Source organism: Deltaproteobacteria bacterium (assembly GCA_016219225.1).
GTDB lineage: Bacteria > Desulfobacterota > RBG-13-43-22 > RBG-13-43-22 > RBG-13-43-22 > RBG-13-43-22.
On record JACRBX010000148.1, the window covers coordinates 13,814 to 36,111 of the forward strand.

Here is a 22,298-nt window from a genome sequence, read left to right on the forward strand (position 1 = left end):
GCAAGTTTCAAGTTTCAAGGTTAAGTACGAAAAAAAATAGAGGCACGAGGCTATTGGCGAATAAAAGACCATAAACCCGTTTTACATTGCCCATCGCCCATTGCCTGACAAGTTTATGTTTTTTACAATCAGTTTATATACGGCTCTGACCATTTTTGCCATAGGTCTCCTTTATAAGGGATCGACCTGGTTTCGCTACGGTTTTGATCCGGCGCTTAAAGAATTCTCGCCCACAAGAAGGGTTTATGCGGCCATCCGGGGAATCTTTCTAACCCTTTTCAGCCCGAAGATCCTGACTCTTTTCAAGGTATTTGTTCTGGAGGTCGTCCTGCAGAAGAGAATCCTTAAGGAGAGTCGGCTGCGCTGGTGGATGCACCAGCTCATCTATGGCGGGTTTATCCTGCTGCTGCTCATGCACGCCCTGGATAAGGTCGTCACCGCTTCTTTCTTTAAGGAGTATTACCCCACCCTGAATCCGTTCCTGTTTTTGAGAAACCTGTTTGGGGGCATGATACTCTTTGGGGTGGGGCTGGCCGTCTACCGGCGCTTTCTAATAAAATCCCCACGTCTGCAAAACAGTCCCATGGATGTTTATGCCATCTTCATCCTGGTCTTCATCATTATATCGGGCTTTTTATTAGAGGGGATAAAAATAACCTCTTACACCCGTTACCAGGAAATGGTGAAGGAATATGCCGGTATTGACGACGAAAAGGCATTGAAGTCCCTGGAAATGGTCTGGGTCAAAGAGTACGGCATGGTTTCCCACAAACTTAAAGAGCCCTTTGAGGAAGAAGCCCTCATAAAGGGACGGGTGATTAATGAAAGTTGCCTGTCCTGTCATTCCCGGCCCCAGTGGGCCTTTCTGGGGTTTGGCGCGTCCAGGGTCATGACACCCATTGCGCCCGGTTTAGACCGGGCCGGTTTGCCTAACCTGCTCTGGCATCTTCACTTTCTGGCCTGTTTCGTGGGCCTGGCTTATCTGCCCTTCAGTAAAATGATTCATATCCTGACCGGCCCCTTAAGTTTGCTGGCCAATGCGGTCATGGATCAGCGGACATCGGATCCGGCTAATTGGGTTACCAAACAAATGATAGAACTGGATGCCTGTACCCATTGCGGCGCCTGCACCCAGCGCTGTGCCGTCGGTATTGTTTATGAAGCCATGCCCAACAGGAATATCCTTCCTTCCGAAAAGATGGCTTCCCTCAAATCCTTGACGGCCGGGGAAAATATCACACCGCAAGACACCCGAAGGATTCAGGAAGGTCTCTGCCTGTGTACCAATTGCCTGCGCTGCACAGGGGTATGTCCTGTTGGAATCAATCTCCATGAATTATGGGTCAGCGCCAGGGAGGCCCTGCTTCAAAAAGGGTATCCGGAACCGCTGATCCTGTCCCCTCTTTCCCTGTACCGGGGGCTCATGCGTCCCGGGCTGGAGTCGGGACAATACCAAAAACCCATTGCCTGGTCTCAAGAAGCCCTTTCAATAGAATTTAATAAAGGATCTCAAGGGGAAATGATCCTTAAACCCCACAGGGATTACACCCTTAAAACCAGGCTGCACCAGGCTGTCCAAAGCCAGACCTTCTCCTTTTGCTATAATTGTAAAACCTGTACCAACGCCTGCCCGGTTATGGACGTTTATGATAAACCCCAAGAGGCCCTGGGCCTCCTTCCCCATCAGATCATGCAGGGATTGTCCTGGGGATTGACTGATCTGGTCATGCGTTCCAGGATGTTGTGGGTTTGCCTGGGGTGCTATCGCTGCCAGGAGCAATGTCCGCAGGGTGTTCAGATTACCGATGTGTTTTATCAATTAAAAAACCTGGCCATTAAACAGGTTAAGAGCCGATTAAATGCCGGGTAAGGGGAAGATCCGGGGGTTGGAGACAAGAAAGAAATGAAGGATTTTGCCTTATTCCGGTGTTGCCCCACAGCCGTCTTTCTTAAGCAATACGAAACCTCCACGGAGGCCGTGCTGAGAAAATTGGGGGTTTCATTCTCGGATATCCGGGAGTTTAGCTGTTGCGGTTATCCCTTGAAGAATTTTGATTTTAAGGCCTACCTCCTGGCTTCAGCCCGGAACCATGCCCTGGCTGAAAAAAACGGGAGTCCTATCCTGACCTTCTGCAACTGCTGTTTTAACAGCCTCAAGCAGGCCCGGCACCATCTAAACCGGGATGAAGTCTTAAGGGAAGAAATCAATAAAACGCTGGGGAAAGAGGGACTGGGCTATGAACAGGGGGTGGAAGTCAAACACCTCTTCGAGGTTCTTCTGGAAGACATCGGTCTTGAGCACATCAGGGCCCGGGTGATCAAGACCTTTAAAGGCCTGAAAATAGCCACCCACTATGGTTGCCACCTGCTACGTCCAAGCCAGATCGTTTGTTTTGATAAAGCCATGAACCCTTCCAAATTCGATCAACTCGTGGAAGTCACCGGTGCCGAAAGCATACCCTGGAGATTAAAGTTGGAATGTTGCGGCTCCCCATTATTGGGTATCGATGACGATCTTTCCCTGGACTTAACCCGAAAAAAAATACTTGACGCCGCCCAGTCCGGGGCCGATCATCTCTGCAGCGCCTGTGTTTATTGCCAAATCCAATTCGACCGGGTTCAAGAAAGGCTAATATCCGACCGGTCTTTCCATCCCCTTCCTTCCATACTTTATACCCAGCTTTTGGGGTTGAGCCTCGGAATTAGCGAGGAAGATCTTGGGATCAACCTCAATGCCCTGGACCTATCCGGAATGGTAGCCTTTTTGTCTTAAGTACCCCTGGTCTCAATCCTTCTTACCCCACCGGGCCATCCACTTTGGTTTCACCTCACTATTGACGGTATAATCCGGCCATTCCCCATTGAGGGCCCGTACCACCTGGGTCATGGGTCTCCGGTGCAGATCCTTATCCGCCGTAATCGAATACCAGGCGCTATGACCGGTGAGAATAACATTGGGCATGGTGAGTAATTCGTTATCCGGGGCGATCGGCTCGTCAACGGTTACGTCGATAGCGGCCCCGGCGATAAGACCTTCCCGCAAAGCCCTTTTGAGTCCCTCTGGTTCGACGCAGCCCCCTCTGGCGGTATTAATAAAATAGGCCGTGGGCTTCATCTTCTTGAATTCCTGATAGCCGAACAGGTTGCTTGTTTCAACAGTGAGGGGGGTATGGATACTGATGAAATCCGATTCCCTGAGGAGTGTATCGAAATCAACGGGTTTTACGCCCCGGCTTTCCATCACCGGACCGAGGACATAGGGGTCATAGGCGATCACCCGCATTCCCAGCCCCCTGGTTTTCAGGGCCGTGACGAACCCTATCTTGCCCAGACCGACGACGCCCAGGGTCTGATCCTGCATTCGGAATATCGGTTTGGCTATTTCATTCAAGGCCTTTCGGTCGGTGGTGAAAACGACCCGTCGTTCCCGGACGGCTTTATCGATCGGAAATAACCTGTGACCCAAGGCCAGCATTAACGATACGGCCGTCCCTGAGACCTCGTCAAGGCAGTAATCGGGCACATTAGTAATAGCGATTCCGAGGTCGGTGGCTGCTTCCAGGTCGGTTTTATCGTACCCGATGCCGATACCGGCAATAAGCCGGCACCGGGGAAGGGCCTTAAGCAGACGCCGGTTAAAAGGATGGATGGAGACCACGCCGATCAGGGCGTCGGCGTCATGGGCCTGAGCGATAATTTCCTCTTCCGTCATCCAAAGCCCCTTGATCAGCGTCGCCGCCGAAGGGTCCAACAGATCATCTCCAAAATCCAGCTCAGGCTGTCCGAAGATATTCACTACCTTAAACTTCATAGACTACCTCCTTCTTCATATTAATCTCTCATTCCCCGATGGGGACCCCGAATCATGAAAATCTCTTTCGCCATGCGTCGATTGAATCGTTTTGGGTTTGCTTTGACCTTTGAGCTATTTTCGTACAAAACCGTCATGCCACGATAGTGGCGTGACACCACGAATCATGAAAATAGCACAGTTGATGATTGAACTCGAACTCTATTTTCGAACTAAAAGATACTACTCATCAAAATCATTTTTTATCCACGGTCAGCAAAATTGTCAAGCTAAATACCTCCTTTTTTCTCCTTGACCTTTGTTCCTTTACCATTTTATGATGCCTCGGAGTCTATCTTTTCATAGATCAAGAGAAAAATATAATAAACACAATGGGGATGGAATGGAAACCTTAAAAAGTAAAATGGGCTGGGAACTCATCGAGGAAGAGGGACCGGACTTTAAAGGTCCGGTTTTCAGGGACAGGCCGAAGAATGTGGTGGAGTTGCTGGAAAAAACCGTCAAAAGGTATCCGGAGAAAGAAGGCTTTATTGCCGGTGACCGGCGTTTGACTTACCGGAAATTCGACGAGACCGTCAACCGGATTGCTGCCGGACTGGGAAAATGGGGGGTAAAACGGGGAGACCATGTGGCCCTGCTCCTGGGCATACAACTTGAATTTCCTTTATCTTTTTTCGCTTTGATGAAACTGGGGGCCGTTGTGGTGCCTCTCAATACCCGGTTCAAAGGAGAGGAACTGGCCTATGAGATAAACGATTCGGAAAGCAAAGTCCTGATCGTTGATGAAGAGTACTGGCCGTTTATCTCATCAGTGCGGGACCGGCTGAAAACGATTGAGAAGATTTTTTTTATTGGATCTCAGACGCCCGAGGGAACAGCCCCTTTTTCCATATTGCAGGAACATCAGGAAGAGGGTTTTACACGAGCCACCTTATCGGAATCCGATGAGGCCGCTATTTTGTATACTTCAGGCACCACCGGAAAACCGAAGGGCGCCTTACTCCATCAACAGGGTCTGACCCTGACGGCCATGCTGGTCAGTGACTTTGTTCTTTTTCAACCGGAAGATAAGATGATCTGCTGCATCCCCCTGTTCCATATCACCGGACTGGCCTGCGTGATGCTTCCTCCGATTTTCAGCGGCGTGGCCTGCGTCTATCTGCGACAATTTAAGACCCTGGATTTTTTAGAGACCCTTTCCAGGGAAAGGGTGACCCACTATATGGGCGTCGTGAATGTCATCTGGCTCATGATCAATCATCCGGATTTTGATCAGTACAATTTTTCTTCTTTTAGAACAGCCCTGTTTGGCGGCTCTTTTGCTACCGAGGAAATGGTCAAGGGTATTTCCAGCAAACTGCCGCAACTTCAGATCAGTGTGGGATACGGGTTGACGGAAAGTTTTGCGATTATTACCTCGACACCCTTTGAGGATGTTTATCGCAAGATAAACGCGGTCGGAAAATTGCTTCCCATGTCGGACGCTAAGATCGTGGATGAAGAAGGTCGGGAACTGCCCCCGGAAAACACGGGGGAAATTCTGCTGAAAGGCCCCAAAATCTTTAAAGGCTACTGGAAAAACCCGGAAGCCACCAGGGCGACGATTGTGGATGGCTGGCTGCACACGGGAGATATAGGGAAAATCGATCAGGAAGGCTTTATTTACTTATTGGACCGTAAGAAAGATATGATCAACCGTGGCGGGGAGAAAGTCTATTCCCTGGAAGTGGAAAATGCGCTGTCGAGTCATTCCAAAATACTGGAAGTAGCCGTCGTGGGGGTTCCGGATAAGGTTATGGGGGAAGCGGTAAAGGCCTGTGTGGTATTAAAAACCCAGGAAACCGCCACCGAACAAGAGATCAGACAATACTGTGCCGAATGTCTCGCCGATTACAAGGTTCCGAAGTTTGTGGAATTTAAGGACAGCCTTCCCCGAAACCCGGCCGGTAAGGTGTTGAAAGCCGAGCTGCGGTATATTCCGGAGAATTAACTGCATAGTATAGGAATTTAAATTTAACAAGATGCGGAAAAACTCCTTTTTCACAGGTTGCTCAAAAAGGTTCAGGTACAAGGCGCCAGAAATCCTGAGGAATGAGGCGTACATTGAAGTACGTCGCAATGACGAAGGATGAGGGCAACGCAGTAGATGGGCCTTTTTCAGCAACCTGTTAATATCTTATAAAAGGATTTTTGGTAAAAGAGGCCGCCAGTTCGATAAGCCGCATTTCCTTTGACGTCAGGGCATACTTCAGTGCCTGCTCCAGCCCCTGGGGGCTATCGACCCGCTCGGCGCCGATGCCGAAGGAGGCGGCAAAAGCCGGAAGATCGGGATTGATCAGGTTCGTTTCGAAGTCCCCCCGGCCGTAAAACTGTCGTTGCAGGAGATCGATCATCCCGTAAGCCCCATCATTGACTACAACCACGGGAAAGCCGATCCCGTGACGACGACAGGTGGAAAGTTCCTGGGCGCCATAAAAAAACCCGCCATCTCCGCTTACTGCAACCACCGGCCGTTCAGGACAGGCGATTTTCAGACCGATGGCGGCGGAAAATCCGAAGCCGATTATGGCCGAACCCTTGGCGGTCACCAATCCGCCGGGCATTAAGGAAGGGTAGAAATATTCGGCCCAGTATCCCAGCATGGTGTTGTCGACCACCAGGCTGCCGTTGGGGGGGATGACCCGGCGCAGGGTGTCGAGGTATCCTATTTCCAGGCATTCTTTGGTGATAATCTCCCGTTCCTTCCTGATCCTGTCTTGCAAGGCCGGAATCCGCTCTCCCCTGTTTCCCATCCCATGAACCTTGGCTGTGACCATTTCCGAAAGCCGGCGGGCAATGGTCCGGATATCGCCGGTGAATCTCATCTCGGCAGGATAATTCTTGCCGATCCAGGTGTCGTCCCAGTCCACATGAATCAGCCGGGGCAGGGACACGCCCCGCCGCTGATAATCCACGTTACGCAGCCGGGTCCCGATGGCCAGGGCTACCGTACAGGACCCCAGTATCTCCCGGACCGTCCCGCGTCGGGCGGCGTTGCCGAAGGCCAGATCATGATCTTCGGGGACCAGGCCTTTCCCCTCGGCACCGGTGACTATCGGCGCCTGGAGCGCCTCGGCAATGACCCGTATCTCCTCACCGATCCCGGCCCGAACCGCACCGGTACCGGCAACGATCACGGGCCGTTCGGCCTCGCAGAGGAGACCGGCCGCCTGATCGAGATTTTCGTATCCTTGATCCGGATCGATAGCCGGCCCCTGAGAAGACCCTGCCACTCCGTTCCTGGGGACATTCTGGTCCCAGAGGTCTGTCGGGATTTCCAGATAGACCGGACCGGTTCGACCGGAAAAGGCCGTTTGAACGGCCATGGACACCATCGTAACTACGTCGTCCCCTGGCCGAATGCAAAATCGTTTCTTGGTCATGTTTTTGAAAATAAGGTCCTGCTCTTCCAGTTCATGGAGGGTCCCCGTGCCCTTTCCGATCTTGTTGGCGGCAATATTCGTCGTGATGGCCAGGACCGGGGAGGAGCTTCCCCAAGCCTCGATGAGGGGGGCCGTCAGATACCCGGCACCGGGACCGGTAGAGGTAATGACGACCCCTACCCCTTTTCCGGCCCGGGCGTAACCGTCGGCCATATGGGTGGCGCTGGATTCATGCCGGCAAAGGATGTGCCGGATTTCCGGTTCTTCCCGCAGGGCATCGTAAAGCCCGATATTGTGAATGCTGGGGATACCGAAGACATGGCTTACCCCCGCTTCTTTTAATGCCCGAACAAAAACTTCCGATACCCTGGCCATCGCTAAGACTCCTTTCCCAATCCGCAAAATCTTTCGTGTTAAGCCCCCATGCCCCTCAGTGCGCTACGAAGGATGAAAATTTTTTTTAGGGGCTAAGTTCAATAGGCGATGGGCATGGTTAAACGGGTTTATGGGTTCTTATTCGCATATAGCCTCGTGCCTATAGCCTGAATTTTTCTATTTTCAAACTAAAAACTACTAAATCGATGTCTTTCTGTCAACAGGGTTTCCAGAGTCAACCCCTCCTAGATATGGAACATTCAGAACTTGCTTTTTTCTTCAGTCAAGATAGAATAGGGGCCGAAGATGATTAAAGAAGAAACCATGCTGGATAAAAGTACTTAGCGCCCTTCAGGCGGACTATAAAAACATCTCACGCGAAGGCGCAAAGACGCAAAAAATGATCAATTCGTAACAAGTCGCCGAACCACGCGAAACGTCATTCCGGTGGAAACCGGAATCCAGGTTCAATGGTCTGGTTCCCGGTTTCCACCGGGGTGACGGCCGGAGAGACTTTTTACGAGTCCATAAAAAATGATTAATAACAAAGCAATGCCATAGTCATTTATCTCCTTGCGCCTTTGCGAGACAAAAAAGGAAATTCCTATACCATCAAGTTAAAGGAGTCTAAAATAAAATGTTTAAGAAGAAGACCTTTTTCTGGTCAATGATTATAGGGCTTCCCTTGTTGTTGTTTCCCCGACTCAGTCTGGCTATTGGCCTTGAGGCGGCTATCGGCATCTGGAATCAAGAGCCGCAGGGAAAGGTGGGTTATAAAGGGGATTCCCTCGACTTGATTAACGATCTGAAATACTCATCGGGTACCCAATTTTTTGGCCGGGTTAAAATTGACATGCCCCTCCTTATCCCCAATTTTTACATCCTGGCCACACCCCTTGGCTTTGATGGAACGGCTACTAAAAATGTCTCCTTTAAATTCGGCAATCAAACATTCAATGCCGATATCCCTTTTTCGTCCACTCTTAGGCTTGATCACTATGATCTGGCCTTATTTTACGGAGTACCTTTTCTGAAACAGGCCACCCTGGGGAAAATTAATATCGATGGGGGATTGAATATGCGGGTTATGGATATAAAAGCCGGGATAACCCAGGGCGGCAATTCAGAAGCCAGAAGTTTTTATTTGGTTATGCCTATGGTTTACCTTGGATTCCAGGTCAAACCCGTAGACTTTTTTTCCCTGGAGGGAGAAGTCCGGGTGGTTGCTTACAATTCCAATCATCACTATGATCTGATTGGTCGGGTTAAATATAAAATTTTTGACTTTATCTTTGTTAGTGCCGGGTACCGCTATGAAGAAATTGCCATCGATCAGAGTGATGTAAAATTGGATAGCAGGGTGAGCGGACCTCTGTTGGAAGCAGGATTTCAATTCTGACAACCCCTCTATGCACAACCGGATCGCCGGAAAATTCGGCGGCCGGCAAACAGGATGTTCTCTGAAAATTAAGGAGGATGAAGGTTGATTTTAGAAAGTTTTATGGGTTAGGATAGGGGGCATGACAGAATCTATCCAAGCATTTATGGAATGGATTGAAGGGTATCCGGAAAAGCACCGCGCCCTGTCCCTTCAAACTCCGCTTGTCGGCTATTTCTGCACCTATACCCCGGTTGAACTGATTCATGCCTCGGGGTTTATCCCTGTCAGAATCCTGGGTGAATCCGGTCCGATTCAAAAGGCCTATACCCTGGCCCCATCCTTTATCTGTCCTTATATGCGACGGGCCCTGGAAAAGGCCCTGGAAGGCAGATACGATTATCTTTCCGGGATGGTCCAGGGCTATACCTGTGATGTGGCCTGTGGTCTGACCAACATCTGGGAAGAAAATATCCGGCTCGGATTTTATCATACCCTGCCCCTTCCTTATAACCGAAACCCGGAGGCCCGGGCCTTTTTCCGTTCCATTTTTTCAGAGCTCATTCAAAAATTAGAGGCCCATGGCGGCCGGTTCAGTCTGGAGGCCCTGTCGCAATCCCTAAAAATATATGAAAGGGTCAGAGGCCTGCTGGCGGATCTTTATGAAAGGCGCTATCAGGGTCGTCTGATGCTGTCGGCCAAAGATCTATTCTCTATCGTGCTGGCCGGATTTGTCGCCCCGCCGGAAACCTACCTCCAGCTTCTTGAAGCCCTGGTTAAGGAGGTACAAGGCCAGGAAGTTATAAAGGCGGCCCGGGGATTTCCGATTTTGATTTCCGGAAGTCTCCTCGATGATCCCAAGACCTTGGAGGCCCTGGAGGATCTGGGAATGGATGTCGTAGCCGATGACCTGTGTACCGGCCTGCGCTCTTTTTATCCCCCGGCAGGTGAAGGACCCGGTGAAAAAAATGACCCTCTGGATCGTCTCACAGACCGTTATCTCCATCGTTTTCCCTGCCCGGCCAGGCAAAGGGCCAGGGATCGTTTCCCATTGTTGATGGATCTGGTCAGGCATTCCGGCGCCGGAGGGGTGATCTTTCTGCTACAAAAATTTTGCACCCCCCATTTAGCGGACTACCCCATTCTCTCTGAGGCTTTTAATAAAGAAGGCCTGCCCCATATCCTTTTGGAGATAGAGGATTCGGGTTTGACCGAGGCCCAACGGACCCGTTTGGAGGCCTTTCTGGAGATCCATGGGCGGGGTTAGTTCGAAAATGAAGTTTAAAGATGCAAGATGCAAGTTTCAAGTGTGAACACCTTGGACCTTGAATCTATTTTCCTGTTTCATTGGTGACTCATAGGGGCATAAGGGTATAACTTGAAAATGAGACCTCCTTCTCAAAAAAGGCTGCAAGCCGCCAAGGCCTTGAACCAGTTGGTCCTTCGATTTTATCAGGAATGTCTGGAGGCCAGGGCCAAGGGCAAGCCCGTAGGCTGGATGCCCCCTATGAACGGGGCCATTGAAATCTTTTACGCCATGGACCTTCAACCGGTCTTTCCGGAAAACTGGTCCCCCCTTTGTGCCGCCTTTGGCTATGCCCCGCAAAACTTCCGGATTGCCGAGGCGTTGGGATATTCCAGGGACCTTTGCGGTTATCTCAGAAATATTATCGGCTATGTGCATGGGCTGATGAAGGAAGGCGGCACCCCTCTGGCCTTACCGGAACCGGACCTCCTCCTTTCCTTTGGCGGGGGCTGTGTGCCGGCCATGAAGATCTTCCATATCCTGGAAGACCGCTTTCCGGAGGCCAGGATCTTTTCGGCCGATTTACCGCAAGTGGCGGCGGAACAGGTGCAGGACCATCATGTCCGATATGCGGTCAGCGAGATGTACCGGCTGATCGATTTTTTAACCAAGACCACCGGGAAGAAATTGGATTATGACCGGCTTAAGGAAGTCGTGGGCTTATCGAATCAGGCCTCTATCCTCTGGGAGGAGATTATGGCCTATCGCCGTTATATTCCTTCCCCTTTTTCAGCGGCCGAGATCGGTATCATGTTTGTCATGGTCACCCGCCAGGGGACCCGGGAAGCGGTTGATTTTCTAACCCAGGTCAGGGACGAGGTTGCGGCCCGGGCGGAAAACAAGATCGGGGTCATAGAAGAGGAGCAGGTGCGGCTCTTCTGGGACAATATCCCTCCCTGGTACAACCTGGGACTCTTAAAGTCCTTTGAAAAGATGAACGGCGTGGTAGTGGCTGAAACCTATTCTTCGGCCTGGTCCATCAGACTGGAGGGGGATGATCCGATCGAGGCACTGGCCCGCAAAAGCCTTTTGTCCTATTCCCTGGTTTCCTGCGTCTCCATCAAAAAAAGGAAAGAAATGGTCCTCAAAGCTTGCAGAGATTACGTTATTGACGGGGTCGTCTTCCATCGGAACAAATCCTGCGCTCCCATTACCCTGGGTCAGATGGATATCAAACGGGCACTGGAAGAAGAATTGGGCATCCCGTCGGTCATTATCGACGGGGACCACATGGATGAGCGCAACTTTTCCCTGGCCCAGTTTCAAACCAGGACCGAAGCCTTTATGGAGATGCTCAAGCATAAAAAAGGTTTATGGTGATAGGGCAACCCCACTTTGGAAAAACGGTCTTCGCGTCCTTTGTCCACCCGGTCCACCAAGTCCACTCCATCCACTGACGATTAAGGAACCCCCATGCTCGACACCGAAACCAAAGGCCGCTTCGACACCGCCCGGGACATCCTCGTCGGCAAAGCGCTTGCATTGTCCTGATAAATCAGATAAAATAAAAAAAGAGCAGGTCAGAAAAACATACCATGTTGCAAGATAACCCGATTAAATTAAGGCCTTTAAAAGCCGATTTGCATATCCATACAGCAGAAGATCCTTTGGATAGGGTCCACTATACAGCCCGGGAACTGATCCTTGGCGCGGCAGAGGAAGGCTTTGAGGTTCTGGCTATCACCAATCATCAACGCCGGACTTTCGACCAGGAGCTCTTCTCCTTTGCCAGGGACCTGGGTATACTGCTCATCCCCGGCATGGAGATCACTGTTCAAAACCGTCATGTCCTTCTTTTGAATCCTCCTCCTAACACCTTTTTCCCGGATTTCCCTTCCCTGGCCGCCATGAATCGTCCCGATAGTCTGGTCATTGCGCCCCACCCCTATTTCCCGGGACTCCATTCTTTAAACGGTTTTTTGAAGGACAATCTCAATTTTTTCCATGCCTTGGAATATTGCCATTTTTATTCTCCCCATATAGACTTCAACCAACGGGCTATTGAATTGTCCCGTTCTTCCGGTCTGCCCCTTTTAGGAAATTCGGACGCCCATTTTTTAGAGCAATTAGGGACCACCTTTTCTCTCATTTACGCCTCAAAAGATATGGAATCGATTTTTTCAGCCATCCGCCAGGGAAAGGTGGATGTAGTGACCACCCCCCTTTCCATTTTACAGATGGGAAATTTTATAGGACGATTTTTGAGGTGGAAGATGCGAGGGAAAAAATCGCGTTCCCAGAGGAGAAAAATGGGGAGACCCTATTCAGGTGTCCATTTATAATCGATAATCTCGGTCAGGACCCCGTTCAATTTTTTGGGGTGGACAAAGGCGAATTCGCAATCCCGGAAAGGGCGGGCGATTTCTCCTTTGGAATCAGGGATAAAGGGGTAGCCCTTGCCTTTCAACTCTTCCACGGCTGCCCGGGTGTTATCCACATTAAAACTGAGCAGCATGACCCCTTCGCCCCGTTTCTCGATAAATTTGGCCACATCGCCCTCCGGGGTAGTGGATTCCATGAGCTCAAAACCGACTTCGCCTATCCAATAACGGGCCACCCGGATCTTTTCGGATTCATCGATATAGGCATCATCCGGTCCCGACTTGCCCAGGAAAGGTTCCCATCGCTTCCTGGCCTCTTCCAGGTTCTTAACGGCGATACAGATATGATCGATTTTATTGACTTTCATAATGGCAGTGGTCTCCTTTAGTTCGATAATAGATTCCAATTTCGGATTTCGGAATTTAAAAGAAACTCTCTTTCAACATTCATGATTCGATATTCGCTTTTTCATGCTTCGTGGTGACCCAAGCTATTGCCTCTTGCCCATCGCCTATAGCCTCGGGAAAAAGCTTTTTTCCTTTTGTTACCAACGAATTTATATTACCATTCTAATATCATTAAGATCCATTTAAAAAAAATATAGATCGGTTAAAAAAAATGAAACCCAAAATGACTTTCCCGGACTTTTACCAATCTACCCTGACCCCCAAAGAGGAAATAGGGTCTAGAATATCAGCTTTTCAGGAGATCTTAAGGGATAAGGACCTTGATGCCGCTTTAATCTACCAAAATGTAGATCTCTTTTATCTCAGCGGCACCATGCAGCAAGGCTTCCTTTTGGTTCCCGGTCAGGGACAACCCGTACTGCTGGTCAAAAAAGACCTTTCCAGAGCCCTGGCCGAATCCCCTTTATCTCTGATTAAGCCGTTGTCTTCCTTAAGCAAATTAGCCGAGACCCTTTTGCACTATGGGCACAAGATCCCGGACCGGATCGGGCTGGAAATGGATTGCCTGCCGATCAATACGGTTCAGTTTCTTGAAGATCAGCTCAAGTGGAAAAAAGCCAAGGATATTTCAACCGACCTTCGCCACCTGCGGGCAGTCAAATCCGGCTTTGAAATCAGGCAAATGCAAAGGGCCGGAGAGATCGGCTCTCAGGTATACCGGGCCGTTCCGGAACTCTTAAGAGAAGGTTTAACGGAGATGGAACTGGCCGGCTCGATGATCCAAAAAGCCCTGGCACGGGGGGACCAGAATATTTTGCGCAGCCGGGGGTTTAACAGTTGGGCCTTTAATTGGCATGTGATCAGCGGCCAGAGCGGGACCTTTCAAAGTCGTAACGATGCCCCCTTCGCTGGCTTAGGTCTCAACCCGGCCTTTCCTATGGGAGCCGGTTTAAAACCCATCCAGACCGGGGAGCCTGTTCTGATCGACTTTGGTAACTGTTACAACGGCTACCAGGTGGATCAGACCCGCATGTTCTCCATCGGGAAACCTTCAAAGGAATATTTAAAGGCCTACCGGGCCCTTGTGGAGATAGAAGGCCGTCTCCTGGAACATCTTCGCCCCGGCAACTCAGCCGAATCCCTCTACCGGCTTGCCTTGAAAGCGGCCAAAGAGCTGGGGTATGAAGACTCATTTCTCGGGCCCAAAGGTCAGAAGGTAAAATTCGTGGCTCATGGGATAGGTCTGGAAATCGACGAATTCCCTTTTCTGGCCCAGGGCCACGCCTACCCCCTGAAAGAAGGGATGACCATGGCCCTGGAATTAAAAATAGTTTTGGAAAAGGCGGCCATAGGGTTTGAAAACACCGTGGTTATCTTAAAAGAGGGGGTGGAAAAACTGACTCCCGCCGATGAGACCTTTATTATCGTTTAACCTTCACATTCTATCCAAAACTAATGGCAATTTAAGAATCAAACGGATACTCAGTTAGCTGATTGATGGGAGTCCGGAACCCGAAGCGGAGTTTGGTAAAAGGGCAGAGAGATGGTGATCTTTATCCGATGGTCGTCTTCCTTGATGATGGTGATCTTCCCGCCATGCCTGTGGATGACCACCTTGGGAATGGAGACATCTACCAGGTCCGAAACAGGCGCATTGGTTACAGTCGAGTAGTCGACTGTGAAAGGGTAAAAGTAATGGTCAATGTCGTCAGCAGCAATATAGGGGACCTGATAGGCCAGCGTCACGATGGCGACCCCGCCGTTTTTGTGGGTAGTCAATTCCAGCGCACCTGTTTCTCCCATCCGACTCCAGGCGTTCTCCATCAGGTTGGCCAGGGCTTTTTCCAACAGGTTTTCGTCCATTGAAATCAGCCCCAGACTTGGATCCAGGTTTAATTTAACAGAAAAGCCGCTGTCCTGTAATTTCATTCGCAGTCCTTCAATAGCCTGTATGATTAACTGGTTCAGGTTCCCGGGCTGCAGGGCTACCGCCTGGGGTGCGATATAAGTCAGCATCATGGTCAGGATCTTTTCCAGTTTTTGTACCTGTTCCAGGATCATCTGCCCTTTCTCCGCCCGGTCGTCGGCTGCTTCGAACGATTTGACGATTCGCCGGGCCAACCCTCCGATGGAAACCAGCGGATTGCGCAATTCATGGGCCAGGCGAGATGAAATCTGTCCCAGGGTTTCCAATTCCTGGGCTTGAAGACTTTTTTCCTGGAGTTCCTTTTGAACCGTCACATCAATGATGATACCGTCCATCCGGTAAAATTCCCGGTTTTCATTAACTACCGGGACCGCATGGTCAAAACAATAAACCAGGGTGCCATCCTCATGGACCAGTCGATATTCAACGTGGAGTTCCTGTCTCCTGTTCAGGCTTTCCTCCCGCAGAGATAAGACCCGGGCCCGGTCGTCGGGGTGAATATGGCGGGCCAAAATTTCGTAATGTCCGTTTAACTGTTCCTGGGCTATTCCAATCATTTGGTCCGTAGCCCGGTTTAAAAACAGAGTCTCCCCGTCAGGTCTGATCATATAGACAATCACAGGTACGTTTTCAACCAGGGTCCGATAGGTCTGCTCGGACTCCTTAAGGCTCCGGGTCCTTTGTTCCACCATCAACTCTAAATTCTGGGCGTATTCCCGGAGCCGGCTTTGGGAGGCTTCCAGGGATCCCAGCATTCGATTGATGGCCCGGGCCATGACATCGAGTTCATCGCCGCTTTTTACCGGCATCCGGGTATCGCTGCGGCCCGAGGCAATTTCATCGGCTCCTTTTATGACCGCATCGATGCGCCGGGTAAAGACGACCGAGATGAACCAGACGAAAAGGATCGAGGCGATCAGGCCGATCAATCCCAGGGCAGCGGCCAACAGGGCATACCGGTGGAGCAGGGCCAGGGAGGGACTGCGATCCACACTTATTTTTACCAGGCCGATGATACGCCCCGAAAAATCCCGTATGGGCCCGAAAATCACGGCCATCTTCCTCATAGCCTGCGTTTCCGTCTGAACCAGTATCTCTCCCGAACGCAACAAATGACGGAAAAGTGTCTCCGGGGGAACAGGCTGGTCCACGGTGGCCGCAAATACCCGGGGGATTTCCCGACCGGTTTTCTCCTGCAGGAAGAGGACTACTTCGGCATTGTATTTTTTCTTGAACTCCTCCAACAACGGCTTTTCCAGGGAGAGTCCGAATTCCACCGTACCGGCTTGGCGGCCACGGTAAAAAACGGGCGCCACGCTGCGGATACTCAACCCCAGAACCCCCATTTCAATGCCTCCCACCCCGATCCCGGTCTCCCGGGCGCGATTGATCGTCGGTCGAAAGGCCTCCATTTTTTCCCCGTGTTGACCCGGGGCATGGAGTCTGAGGAAAGAACGGGCCGGCGGCACATGAAAATGGAACTGCCGGACACCGAAATCCCGATGCAGGATGGTATAAGCCGGGGAAAAGAGTGCGATCAGTCGGGGGCGGTCCCTGCGAGCCAGGGCCGCAGCCCCGGCAGGGTTCCGGGCCGTCAGATAGGCCAGGCTCAAGGCCATATTCTTTTTAAGGGTAATATCATTCAGAAAAACCTGATACAGATTTTTAAGCCTCTGCTCTTCATTGACCTGAATCAGGCTGGACTGAAAGCGATAGGAAACCAGAAACAGTGTAGCCGCTCCCATGGCGGCCAGAAAAAGAAAAGGAATGATCAGCTTCCATTTGAGGCTGATGTCGCCGATTCGTTTTAAATTCAAAAGCAAATCCTTCTTAAGTTCGTGGCGTCCCTCCCCACCCCTGCCTTCTCCCTCAAGGGAGAGGGTGAAGGGGGAGGACAGGTCGGTTTACTACCTGCCTCTATATGTGGATCTAAAAGAAAAAATTGTCAAGTTAATCTACAGAGGAAAGGGTTGACATTTTGCAGCTTCATAAATATATAATGCCCTATCGATTTTGCCAGGCAAAGGAGACTGATGGCTATGGAGAAATCCATCTCAATAGAAAGAACCAGGTTATCCAAACCCAAGCCGGATCAAACCCAGTTGGGATTCGGGAAGTATTTTACCGATCACATGTTTATTATGGATTATTCAACCGATAAAGGTTGGTTTGACCCCAGGATCGTCCCTTATGCCCCCCTGCGGCTGGATCCTTCCACCATGGTGTTCCACTACGGGCAGATTATTTTTGAGGGATTAAAGGCCTACCGCACGGCGGATGGAAGGATATTAATGTTTCGCCCGGACAAGAACATGGAACGGCTTAATCTTTCCAATGACCGACTCTGTATCCCTTCCCTGGACCCGGCCATGGGAGTCGAAGCCATTAAGACCATAGTCTCCGTGGATAAAGACTGGGTGCCTGCGGAAGAGGGCACTTCTTTATATATCCGTCCCTTTGTGATTCCCACAGACCCTTACCTGGGGGTGAGACCCTCCAATACCTATCAATTTATTATCATTCTTTCTCCTGTGGGGGCCTATTATCCCGAGGGGATCAACCCGGTAAAAATCTACGTTGAAGAACAATACGTGCGGGCCGTGAAAGGCGGAATGGGCTATGCCAAAACCCCTGGGAATTATGCGGCCAGCTTGAAGGCCCAGGTGGAGGCCAATCAAAAAGGATTTACCCAGGTTTTATGGCTCGACGGGGTGGAGAAAAAATATGTGGAAGAAGTGGGGACCATGAACGTCTTCTTCAAAATCAATGGGGAGGTGATCACCCCGGCCCTGGAAGGGAGCATTCTCCCCGGCATTACCCGGGAATCAACGATTCAATTACTGAACAGTTGGGGGATTCCGGTTCGGGAAAGAAAGATTTCCGTCCAGGAATTGTATGAAGCCCAGGCCGACGGGTTGTTCGAAGAGGCCTTTGGAACAGGAACCGCGGCGGTCATTTCTCCTATTGGTGAACTGAGCTGGAACGGCTCAAGTATTTCCATAAACAACGGCGAAATCGGCAAGTTGTCGGCCGACCTCTACCAAACCATTACCGGCATCCAAAAAGGAACTTTGAAAGACGAATGGCGTTGGACCGTGGAGGTGGAGTAAGTTTTTGAGTTCGGAGTTCGGAGTTCAAAAGGTTCGCTTCTCTTTGCTCCGCGCTCTGAACGCATCACTCCGAACTAATCAGAGCTATCAACTCTCCAGGGCCAGGGAGACCTCGTTCAATAATGTATTGAAGGTCTCCAGGGCTTCCGACAACTGGCCCTCCAACTCCTGAATCCGCTGCATGGAATCAGCCAGGTCCCCCTGGAGCCGGTCCACTTCCTGGGAGAGGGCCTCTTTTTCCTGGCCGGTGAGTTCTAAATTTTCCCTCAAGTATTGAATCTTATCGATGACCTCTTTTTTCCAGCGCTCTACGGTTTCTTTCACCGGCGGGGCCTTCAGGACCCCTCCCTCCATGGATTCCTGTTCCAGGGCGGGCTGTTCCTTAGGGGAAGGGAACTGCATGGGGGCATTTGCTTCATAAATATCGTTCATGGGCCGATCTCCTTGGTTATAGACGTTTGAGGGGTTTTGATTTCGCTAACATCCCTTCTAAAAAATGGACAACTTTCCTCAAATCCCGGGCCGCTGATGACTGAGGGGCATAGGTGGTAACGGGTGTTTGGTGTTTTATGGCTTGAGAAAATTTTAAGTCTTCCCGGACCATGACCGGCATTAAAAATTTTTTATAATACTTTATTAAGGCATCCCGGTTTTCCCGATCCAGGGGGCGGTGATTATTCAACTTATTCATCAGGACCCAGATCATCTTAAAATTAAATTTAAAATCCTTGCAGGTTTTCTCTAAAAAAGTAAAAAGGTTTTTCAGGCTGAGATAAGAAAAGACGTCGGGTAAAACCGGAATAATAAGGACCTGGGCGGCAAACAGGGCATTATAAGTCACCAAACTCAAACTGGCCCCGACATCTATAACCACCAGATCATACGGAAAGGGATACATGGCACATAAAGCATCTTTTAGTTTCCATTCCCTCCAGGGCTTGGAAATCAGGGCATTATTCAAATAAAGGTGGTCCTCCGTAGCCGGGATTAAAGAAAGCTTCGGATGGGAGGTGGGGACAACCGCTGCGGTCAGGGGGCGTTCATGGATCAGGGCATAATACAGGGAAGTTTGATTTTTTGCGGGCTTCCCCCGGAGCGATTGGGTTAAATGGCCCTGGGGATCCAGATCGATCATCAAAACGGAACGACCTTCTTCGGCCAGGAGCCAACCCACGGAACTACTGAGGGTCGTTTTTCCGGTCCCCCCTTTTAGACTGAAAAAGGTGATGGCGTTCATCGCATTTCCGTCCCCCGGCCATTCACTATTGGTCTCAAGGTTAAATTCTTTTAAAACCCATCTGCAAATTTATCTCAAACCGTTTCAATGTTACGGGTTGCGGCAGTTCGTTGCTCGTTAAAACGAGTAACGAGCAACCAGTAACCAGCAACAAAAAAATTTCAAATATCTTTCGTTAGTTTTTTACCATATAGACGACTGAAAGATCAAGGCCCTTCAAACAGGTTTCCTTGAAATTCCTGGGGGCATTTTTTCCCGAAATGGCCATAGGCCAGAGGGGTGGCTACCCTGCCCCTGGGCGTCCGGTTCAGGAATCCGCATTGGATCAGGAATGGTTCATAGACATCCTCCAGGGTGTCTTTTTCTTCGCCGAGGGCCACGGAAAGGGCCTCAACCCCCACCGGACCGCCACTGAATTTTTCGATAATCGTCAATAAAATTTTACGATCCATCTTGTCCAGGCCCAGCCGGTCCACCTCCAGCATCTTCAAGGCTTCCTGGGCCACCTTGAGGGTAATGCAACCATTGGCCCGGACCTGGGCAAAGTCTCTGACCCGTCTTAAGATCCGATTAGCCACCCGGGGAGTTCCCCTGGACCGTCGGGCGATTTCCATGATCCCGGCTTCTTCCGCCGGTATCCTCAATATCTCTGCCGATCTTATTAAAATCGTCTTTAATTCATCCGGAGAATAAAAATCAACCCGCAGGACCACTCCGAAACGATCCCGCAAGGGCGGAGTAAGCAGACCGGCCCGGGTCGTGGCACCGACCAGGGTGAATTTGGGCAGGTCCAGCTTGATAGACCTGGCGCTGGGCCCTTGTCCGATCATGATATCCAATTGAAAATCCTCCATGGCCGGATAGAGGATTTCTTCCACCACATGATTTAAGCGGTGGATCTCATCGATAAACAGGCAATCTTTGGCATGTAAATTGGTCAAGAGGGCCGCCAGGTCCCCGGGCCGTTCGACCACCGGGCCTGATGTGCCCTTCAGATTAACCCCCAGTTCCTGGGCAATAATATTGGCCAGCGTGGTTTTCCCCAGTCCCGGAAACCCGTAAAGGAGAACATGGTCCAGGGCCTCTCCCCTTTCCAGGGCGGCCTGAATAAAAATCTTTAAATTATTCTTGACCTCTTCCTGACCGATGAATTCAGAAAGGCCCTTGGGCCTCAGGCCGATATCCAGGTGTCTTTCTTCTTCGGTAATTTCGGGGTTGATAATCCGTTCGGAATTCATCTCGACAATGACTTTAATGCTTTTCGAAGAAGGTCTTCAAGGGAAATCGTATCTTCGGTATCATTTTTTATCAGCCCTAAGGCCTTCTCGGCGATGGCCTTAGGATAGCCCAGATTGACCAGGGCGGAAAGGGCATCCTCCCAGGGGGTTCCCTCTTTGACCTGCCGGACCAAATCAGGCAAGGAACCTGAACTCAATTTTTTTATCTTGTCTTTCAATTCCAGTACGATCCGTTCCGCCGTCTTTTTGCCTATCCCTGGAATCCTTTGAATCCGGGCGCTGTCTTCGGCCATCAGGGCCTGGGAGAGTTCCTGGGAAGAAATGCCGGAAAGGATGTTCAAGGCCACCTTCGGGCCGATTCCGGAGACCCCGAGAAGGAGCAGAAATATTTCTTTTTCGTTGGGGGTCAGAAAACCAAAAAGCTGAATGGCATCCTGTCGGACATGGGTATAAATATGGAGTCGGACCCCTTGCTCCAGGGCCGGAAGGTCGTAAAAGGAAGAGAGGGGAACCGCCACCTGATAGCCGATCCCCTGGGCCGAAACAATGATATATTCAGGCGATTTGGATAACAGGCGGCCTTCCAGGAAAGCGATCATTCCTTTTCCTTGACAGGATAAAACCAGTTTAAATGGCAAATCCCCGCTGCCAGGGCATCGGAAATATCTTTATTTTGGATGGATGAGACCCCTAACAGGATCTTAACCATTTCCTGGACTTGATTTTTATCGGCCCGGCCGTAGCCGGTAACAGCCTTTTTGATCTCCAGGGCGCTGTATTCAAAAACCTCCATTCCTGACTCCACGGCGGTCAACAAAACCACACCGCGAACATGGCCCAGGGTCAAGGCGCTATGAACGTTCTTGGCAAAAAAGACCTTTTCTACCGCCAGGTCGGTTGGCCGGTATTCATCAATCACCTGCTTTAGGGTTTGGTGCAAATGCTCAAGCCTTAGAGAAAGAGAGGGGGAAGGGGTCAGGCGGACAAATCCCATGTGGACCTGCTTGATCCGGGCCCCGTTTTTTTCCAAAACCCCGAATCCGGTTATTTGAGAACCCGGATCGATACCCAGGGTGCGGCCAGGCTGCCTGGAGGCCATTCTCTATCCCATGGCCTCCATGACCTTGTCGGGGATATCAAAATTGGCATAAACATTCTGGACGTCCTCATTATCCTCCAGGGCTTCCATCAACCGCAACATTTGTTCGGCGTTTTTCCCGTCCAGGGTCACCGTATTTTTAGGGAGCATGGTCATTTCCACCACCTGGGGAGTCCATTTCTTGGCCTCCAGAGCAGCCCGGATCTTTTCTAAATTTTCCACCGCGGTAATGACTTCCCACTCGCTTTCCTGTTCCCGGATATCGTCCACCCCGGCCTCCAGGGCCCATTCCATCAGGGCCTCTTCATCGATCTTGCTTTTATCAAAAACAATATAGCCTTTTTTTTCGAACATCCAGGCCACGCACCCCGTCTCCCCCATGCTGCCATTGTTTTTGGTAAAAATATGCCGGATGTCGGCCACGGTCCGATTTTTATTATCCGTCAACACCTGGACCAGGATGGCCACGCCTCCGGGACCGTACGCTTCGTAAACCACCTCTTCATAGGCTGCACCATCTAAACTCCCGGTCCCTTTTTTAATGGCCCGGTCGATATTATCCTTGGGCATATTTTCACTTTTGGCCAAGGCGATGGCTGCCCGCAACCGGGGATTTCCCTCCGGGTCTCCCCCTCCGATTCGGGCGGCGATAGTAACCTCTTTGAT

Annotated in this window: 19 protein-coding genes; 9 read left to right on the plus strand and 10 right to left on the minus strand. The window is 50.6% G+C overall.

Features of this window, described 5'->3' with window-relative positions:
* The first annotated feature begins 115 nt into the window (after positions 1-115).
* Complete coding sequence (locus HY879_12655; GenBank protein MBI5604193.1) at positions 116-1,870, plus strand: 4Fe-4S dicluster domain-containing protein; 1,755 nt, start codon at positions 116-118, stop codon at positions 1,868-1,870.
* A gap of 33 nt (positions 1,871-1,903) precedes the next feature.
* Positions 1,904-2,773 (plus strand): CoB--CoM heterodisulfide reductase iron-sulfur subunit B family protein, encoded by an 870-nt coding sequence (locus HY879_12660; protein MBI5604194.1) that lies wholly within the window; start codon positions 1,904-1,906, stop codon positions 2,771-2,773.
* A gap of 12 nt (positions 2,774-2,785) precedes the next feature.
* Here HY879_12660 and HY879_12665 read toward each other — a convergent pair whose 3' ends face one another.
* Positions 2,786-3,811 (minus strand): C-terminal binding protein, encoded by a 1,026-nt coding sequence (locus HY879_12665; GenBank protein ID MBI5604195.1) that lies wholly within the window; start codon positions 3,809-3,811, stop codon positions 2,786-2,788.
* A gap of 382 nt (positions 3,812-4,193) precedes the next feature.
* On the opposite strand from HY879_12665, the gene HY879_12670 reads away from it, so the two are divergent.
* Positions 4,194-5,801 carry a long-chain-fatty-acid--CoA ligase gene (locus HY879_12670; protein MBI5604196.1) on the plus strand — a complete coding sequence of 536 codons (1,608 nt, stop codon included), beginning with the start codon at positions 4,194-4,196 and terminating at the stop codon, positions 5,799-5,801.
* Positions 5,802-5,979: 178 nt separating this feature from the next.
* On the opposite strand, the gene HY879_12675 is transcribed toward HY879_12670, so the two are convergent.
* Positions 5,980-7,608, minus strand: a complete 1,629-nt coding sequence (locus HY879_12675; GenBank protein MBI5604197.1) for a thiamine pyrophosphate-binding protein — start codon at positions 7,606-7,608, stop codon at positions 5,980-5,982.
* Positions 7,609-8,275: 667 nt separating this feature from the next.
* Here HY879_12675 and HY879_12680 point away from each other — a divergent pair.
* From HY879_12680 to HY879_12695, 4 genes are all read left to right on the plus strand, one after another.
* The gene (locus HY879_12680; GenBank protein MBI5604198.1) at positions 8,276-9,007 is read left to right on the plus strand and encodes a TIGR04219 family outer membrane beta-barrel protein; all 732 of its coding nucleotides are present in this window, start codon (positions 8,276-8,278) and stop codon (positions 9,005-9,007) included.
* Positions 9,008-9,128: 121 nt separating this feature from the next.
* The gene (locus HY879_12685; GenBank protein ID MBI5604199.1) at positions 9,129-10,253 is read left to right on the plus strand and encodes a 2-hydroxyacyl-CoA dehydratase; all 1,125 of its coding nucleotides are present in this window, start codon (positions 9,129-9,131) and stop codon (positions 10,251-10,253) included.
* Positions 10,254-10,370: 117 nt separating this feature from the next.
* Positions 10,371-11,612 carry a 2-hydroxyacyl-CoA dehydratase gene (locus HY879_12690; GenBank protein MBI5604200.1) on the plus strand — a complete coding sequence of 414 codons (1,242 nt, stop codon included), beginning with the start codon at positions 10,371-10,373 and terminating at the stop codon, positions 11,610-11,612.
* 215 nt (positions 11,613-11,827) lie between these two features.
* Positions 11,828-12,574: a PHP domain-containing protein gene (locus HY879_12695; protein MBI5604201.1), complete on the plus strand. Its 747-nt coding sequence runs from the start codon at positions 11,828-11,830 to the stop codon at positions 12,572-12,574.
* On the opposite strand, the gene HY879_12700 is transcribed toward HY879_12695, so the two are convergent.
* Entirely contained in the window at positions 12,553-12,981 is a 429-nt protein-coding gene (locus HY879_12700) for a VOC family protein (GenBank protein MBI5604202.1), read from the minus strand. The genes HY879_12695 and HY879_12700 overlap by 22 nt on opposite strands.
* 251 nt (positions 12,982-13,232) lie before the next feature.
* Between HY879_12700 and HY879_12705 the strand changes: the two genes are divergently transcribed.
* Positions 13,233-14,453, plus strand: a complete 1,221-nt coding sequence (locus tag HY879_12705) for an aminopeptidase P family protein (protein MBI5604203.1) — start codon at positions 13,233-13,235, stop codon at positions 14,451-14,453.
* A 50-nt stretch (positions 14,454-14,503) separates the two neighbouring features.
* Here the strand turns inward: HY879_12705 and HY879_12710 are convergent, their stop codons facing one another.
* A complete protein-coding gene (locus HY879_12710; protein ID MBI5604204.1) occupies positions 14,504-16,765 on the minus strand; it encodes a PAS domain S-box protein in 2,262 nt (753 codons plus the stop codon).
* Positions 16,766-16,987: 222 nt separating this feature from the next.
* On the opposite strand from HY879_12710, the gene HY879_12715 reads away from it, so the two are divergent.
* Positions 16,988-18,058 carry a branched-chain amino acid aminotransferase gene (locus HY879_12715; protein ID MBI5604205.1) on the plus strand — a complete coding sequence of 357 codons (1,071 nt, stop codon included), beginning with the start codon at positions 16,988-16,990 and terminating at the stop codon, positions 18,056-18,058.
* 87 nt (positions 18,059-18,145) lie between these two features.
* Here the strand turns inward: HY879_12715 and HY879_12720 are convergent, their stop codons facing one another.
* The 6 genes from HY879_12720 to HY879_12745 all read right to left on the minus strand — a co-directional run.
* A complete protein-coding gene (locus tag HY879_12720) occupies positions 18,146-18,490 on the minus strand; it encodes a hypothetical protein (protein ID MBI5604206.1) in 345 nt (114 codons plus the stop codon).
* A gap of 16 nt (positions 18,491-18,506) precedes the next feature.
* Positions 18,507-19,295, minus strand: a complete 789-nt coding sequence (locus HY879_12725; GenBank protein MBI5604207.1) for a ParA family protein — start codon at positions 19,293-19,295, stop codon at positions 18,507-18,509.
* A gap of 206 nt (positions 19,296-19,501) precedes the next feature.
* On the minus strand, positions 19,502-20,533 hold the full coding sequence (ruvB, locus tag HY879_12730; protein MBI5604208.1) for a Holliday junction branch migration DNA helicase RuvB: 1,032 nt from the start codon (positions 20,531-20,533) through the stop codon (positions 19,502-19,504).
* Positions 20,530-21,132 (minus strand): Holliday junction branch migration protein RuvA, encoded by a 603-nt coding sequence (ruvA, locus tag HY879_12735; GenBank protein ID MBI5604209.1) that lies wholly within the window; start codon positions 21,130-21,132, stop codon positions 20,530-20,532. The genes ruvB and ruvA overlap by 4 nt, the downstream gene beginning before the upstream one ends.
* Positions 21,129-21,632 (minus strand): crossover junction endodeoxyribonuclease RuvC, encoded by a 504-nt coding sequence (ruvC, locus tag HY879_12740; GenBank protein ID MBI5604210.1) that lies wholly within the window; start codon positions 21,630-21,632, stop codon positions 21,129-21,131. The genes ruvA and ruvC overlap by 4 nt, the downstream gene beginning before the upstream one ends.
* Positions 21,633-21,635: 3 nt before the next feature.
* Positions 21,636-22,298 (minus strand): YebC/PmpR family DNA-binding transcriptional regulator (locus HY879_12745; protein ID MBI5604211.1); only part of this gene is annotated, 663 nt, incomplete at its 5' end.

Coding starts and splice junctions, on each gene's coding strand:
- HY879_12695 (MBI5604201.1), top strand. CDS start 11,828: ATGTTGCAAGATAACCCGATTAAATTAAGGCCTTTAAAAGCCGATTTG.
- HY879_12715 (MBI5604205.1), top strand. CDS start 16,988: ATGGAGAAATCCATCTCAATAGAAAGAACCAGGTTATCCAAACCCAAG.
- HY879_12685 (MBI5604199.1), top strand. CDS start 9,129: ATGACAGAATCTATCCAAGCATTTATGGAATGGATTGAAGGGTATCCG.
- HY879_12725 (MBI5604207.1), bottom strand. CDS start 19,295: ATGAACGCCATCACCTTTTTCAGTCTAAAAGGGGGGACCGGAAAAACG.
- HY879_12690 (MBI5604200.1), top strand. CDS start 10,371: ATGAGACCTCCTTCTCAAAAAAGGCTGCAAGCCGCCAAGGCCTTGAAC.
- HY879_12660 (MBI5604194.1), top strand. CDS start 1,904: ATGAAGGATTTTGCCTTATTCCGGTGTTGCCCCACAGCCGTCTTTCTT.
- HY879_12680 (MBI5604198.1), top strand. CDS start 8,276: ATGATTATAGGGCTTCCCTTGTTGTTGTTTCCCCGACTCAGTCTGGCT.
- ruvB (MBI5604208.1), bottom strand. CDS start 20,533: ATGAATTCCGAACGGATTATCAACCCCGAAATTACCGAAGAAGAAAGA.
- HY879_12665 (MBI5604195.1), bottom strand. CDS start 3,811: ATGAAGTTTAAGGTAGTGAATATCTTCGGACAGCCTGAGCTGGATTTT.
- ruvA (MBI5604209.1), bottom strand. CDS start 21,132: ATGATCGCTTTCCTGGAAGGCCGCCTGTTATCCAAATCGCCTGAATAT.
- HY879_12655 (MBI5604193.1), top strand. CDS start 116: ATGTTTTTTACAATCAGTTTATATACGGCTCTGACCATTTTTGCCATA.
- HY879_12670 (MBI5604196.1), top strand. CDS start 4,194: ATGGAAACCTTAAAAAGTAAAATGGGCTGGGAACTCATCGAGGAAGAG.
- HY879_12700 (MBI5604202.1), bottom strand. CDS start 12,981: ATGAAAGTCAATAAAATCGATCATATCTGTATCGCCGTTAAGAACCTG.
- HY879_12705 (MBI5604203.1), top strand. CDS start 13,233: ATGAAACCCAAAATGACTTTCCCGGACTTTTACCAATCTACCCTGACC.
- HY879_12720 (MBI5604206.1), bottom strand. CDS start 18,490: ATGAACGATATTTATGAAGCAAATGCCCCCATGCAGTTCCCTTCCCCT.
- ruvC (MBI5604210.1), bottom strand. CDS start 21,632: ATGGCCTCCAGGCAGCCTGGCCGCACCCTGGGTATCGATCCGGGTTCT.
- HY879_12675 (MBI5604197.1), bottom strand. CDS start 7,608: ATGGCCAGGGTATCGGAAGTTTTTGTTCGGGCATTAAAAGAAGCGGGG.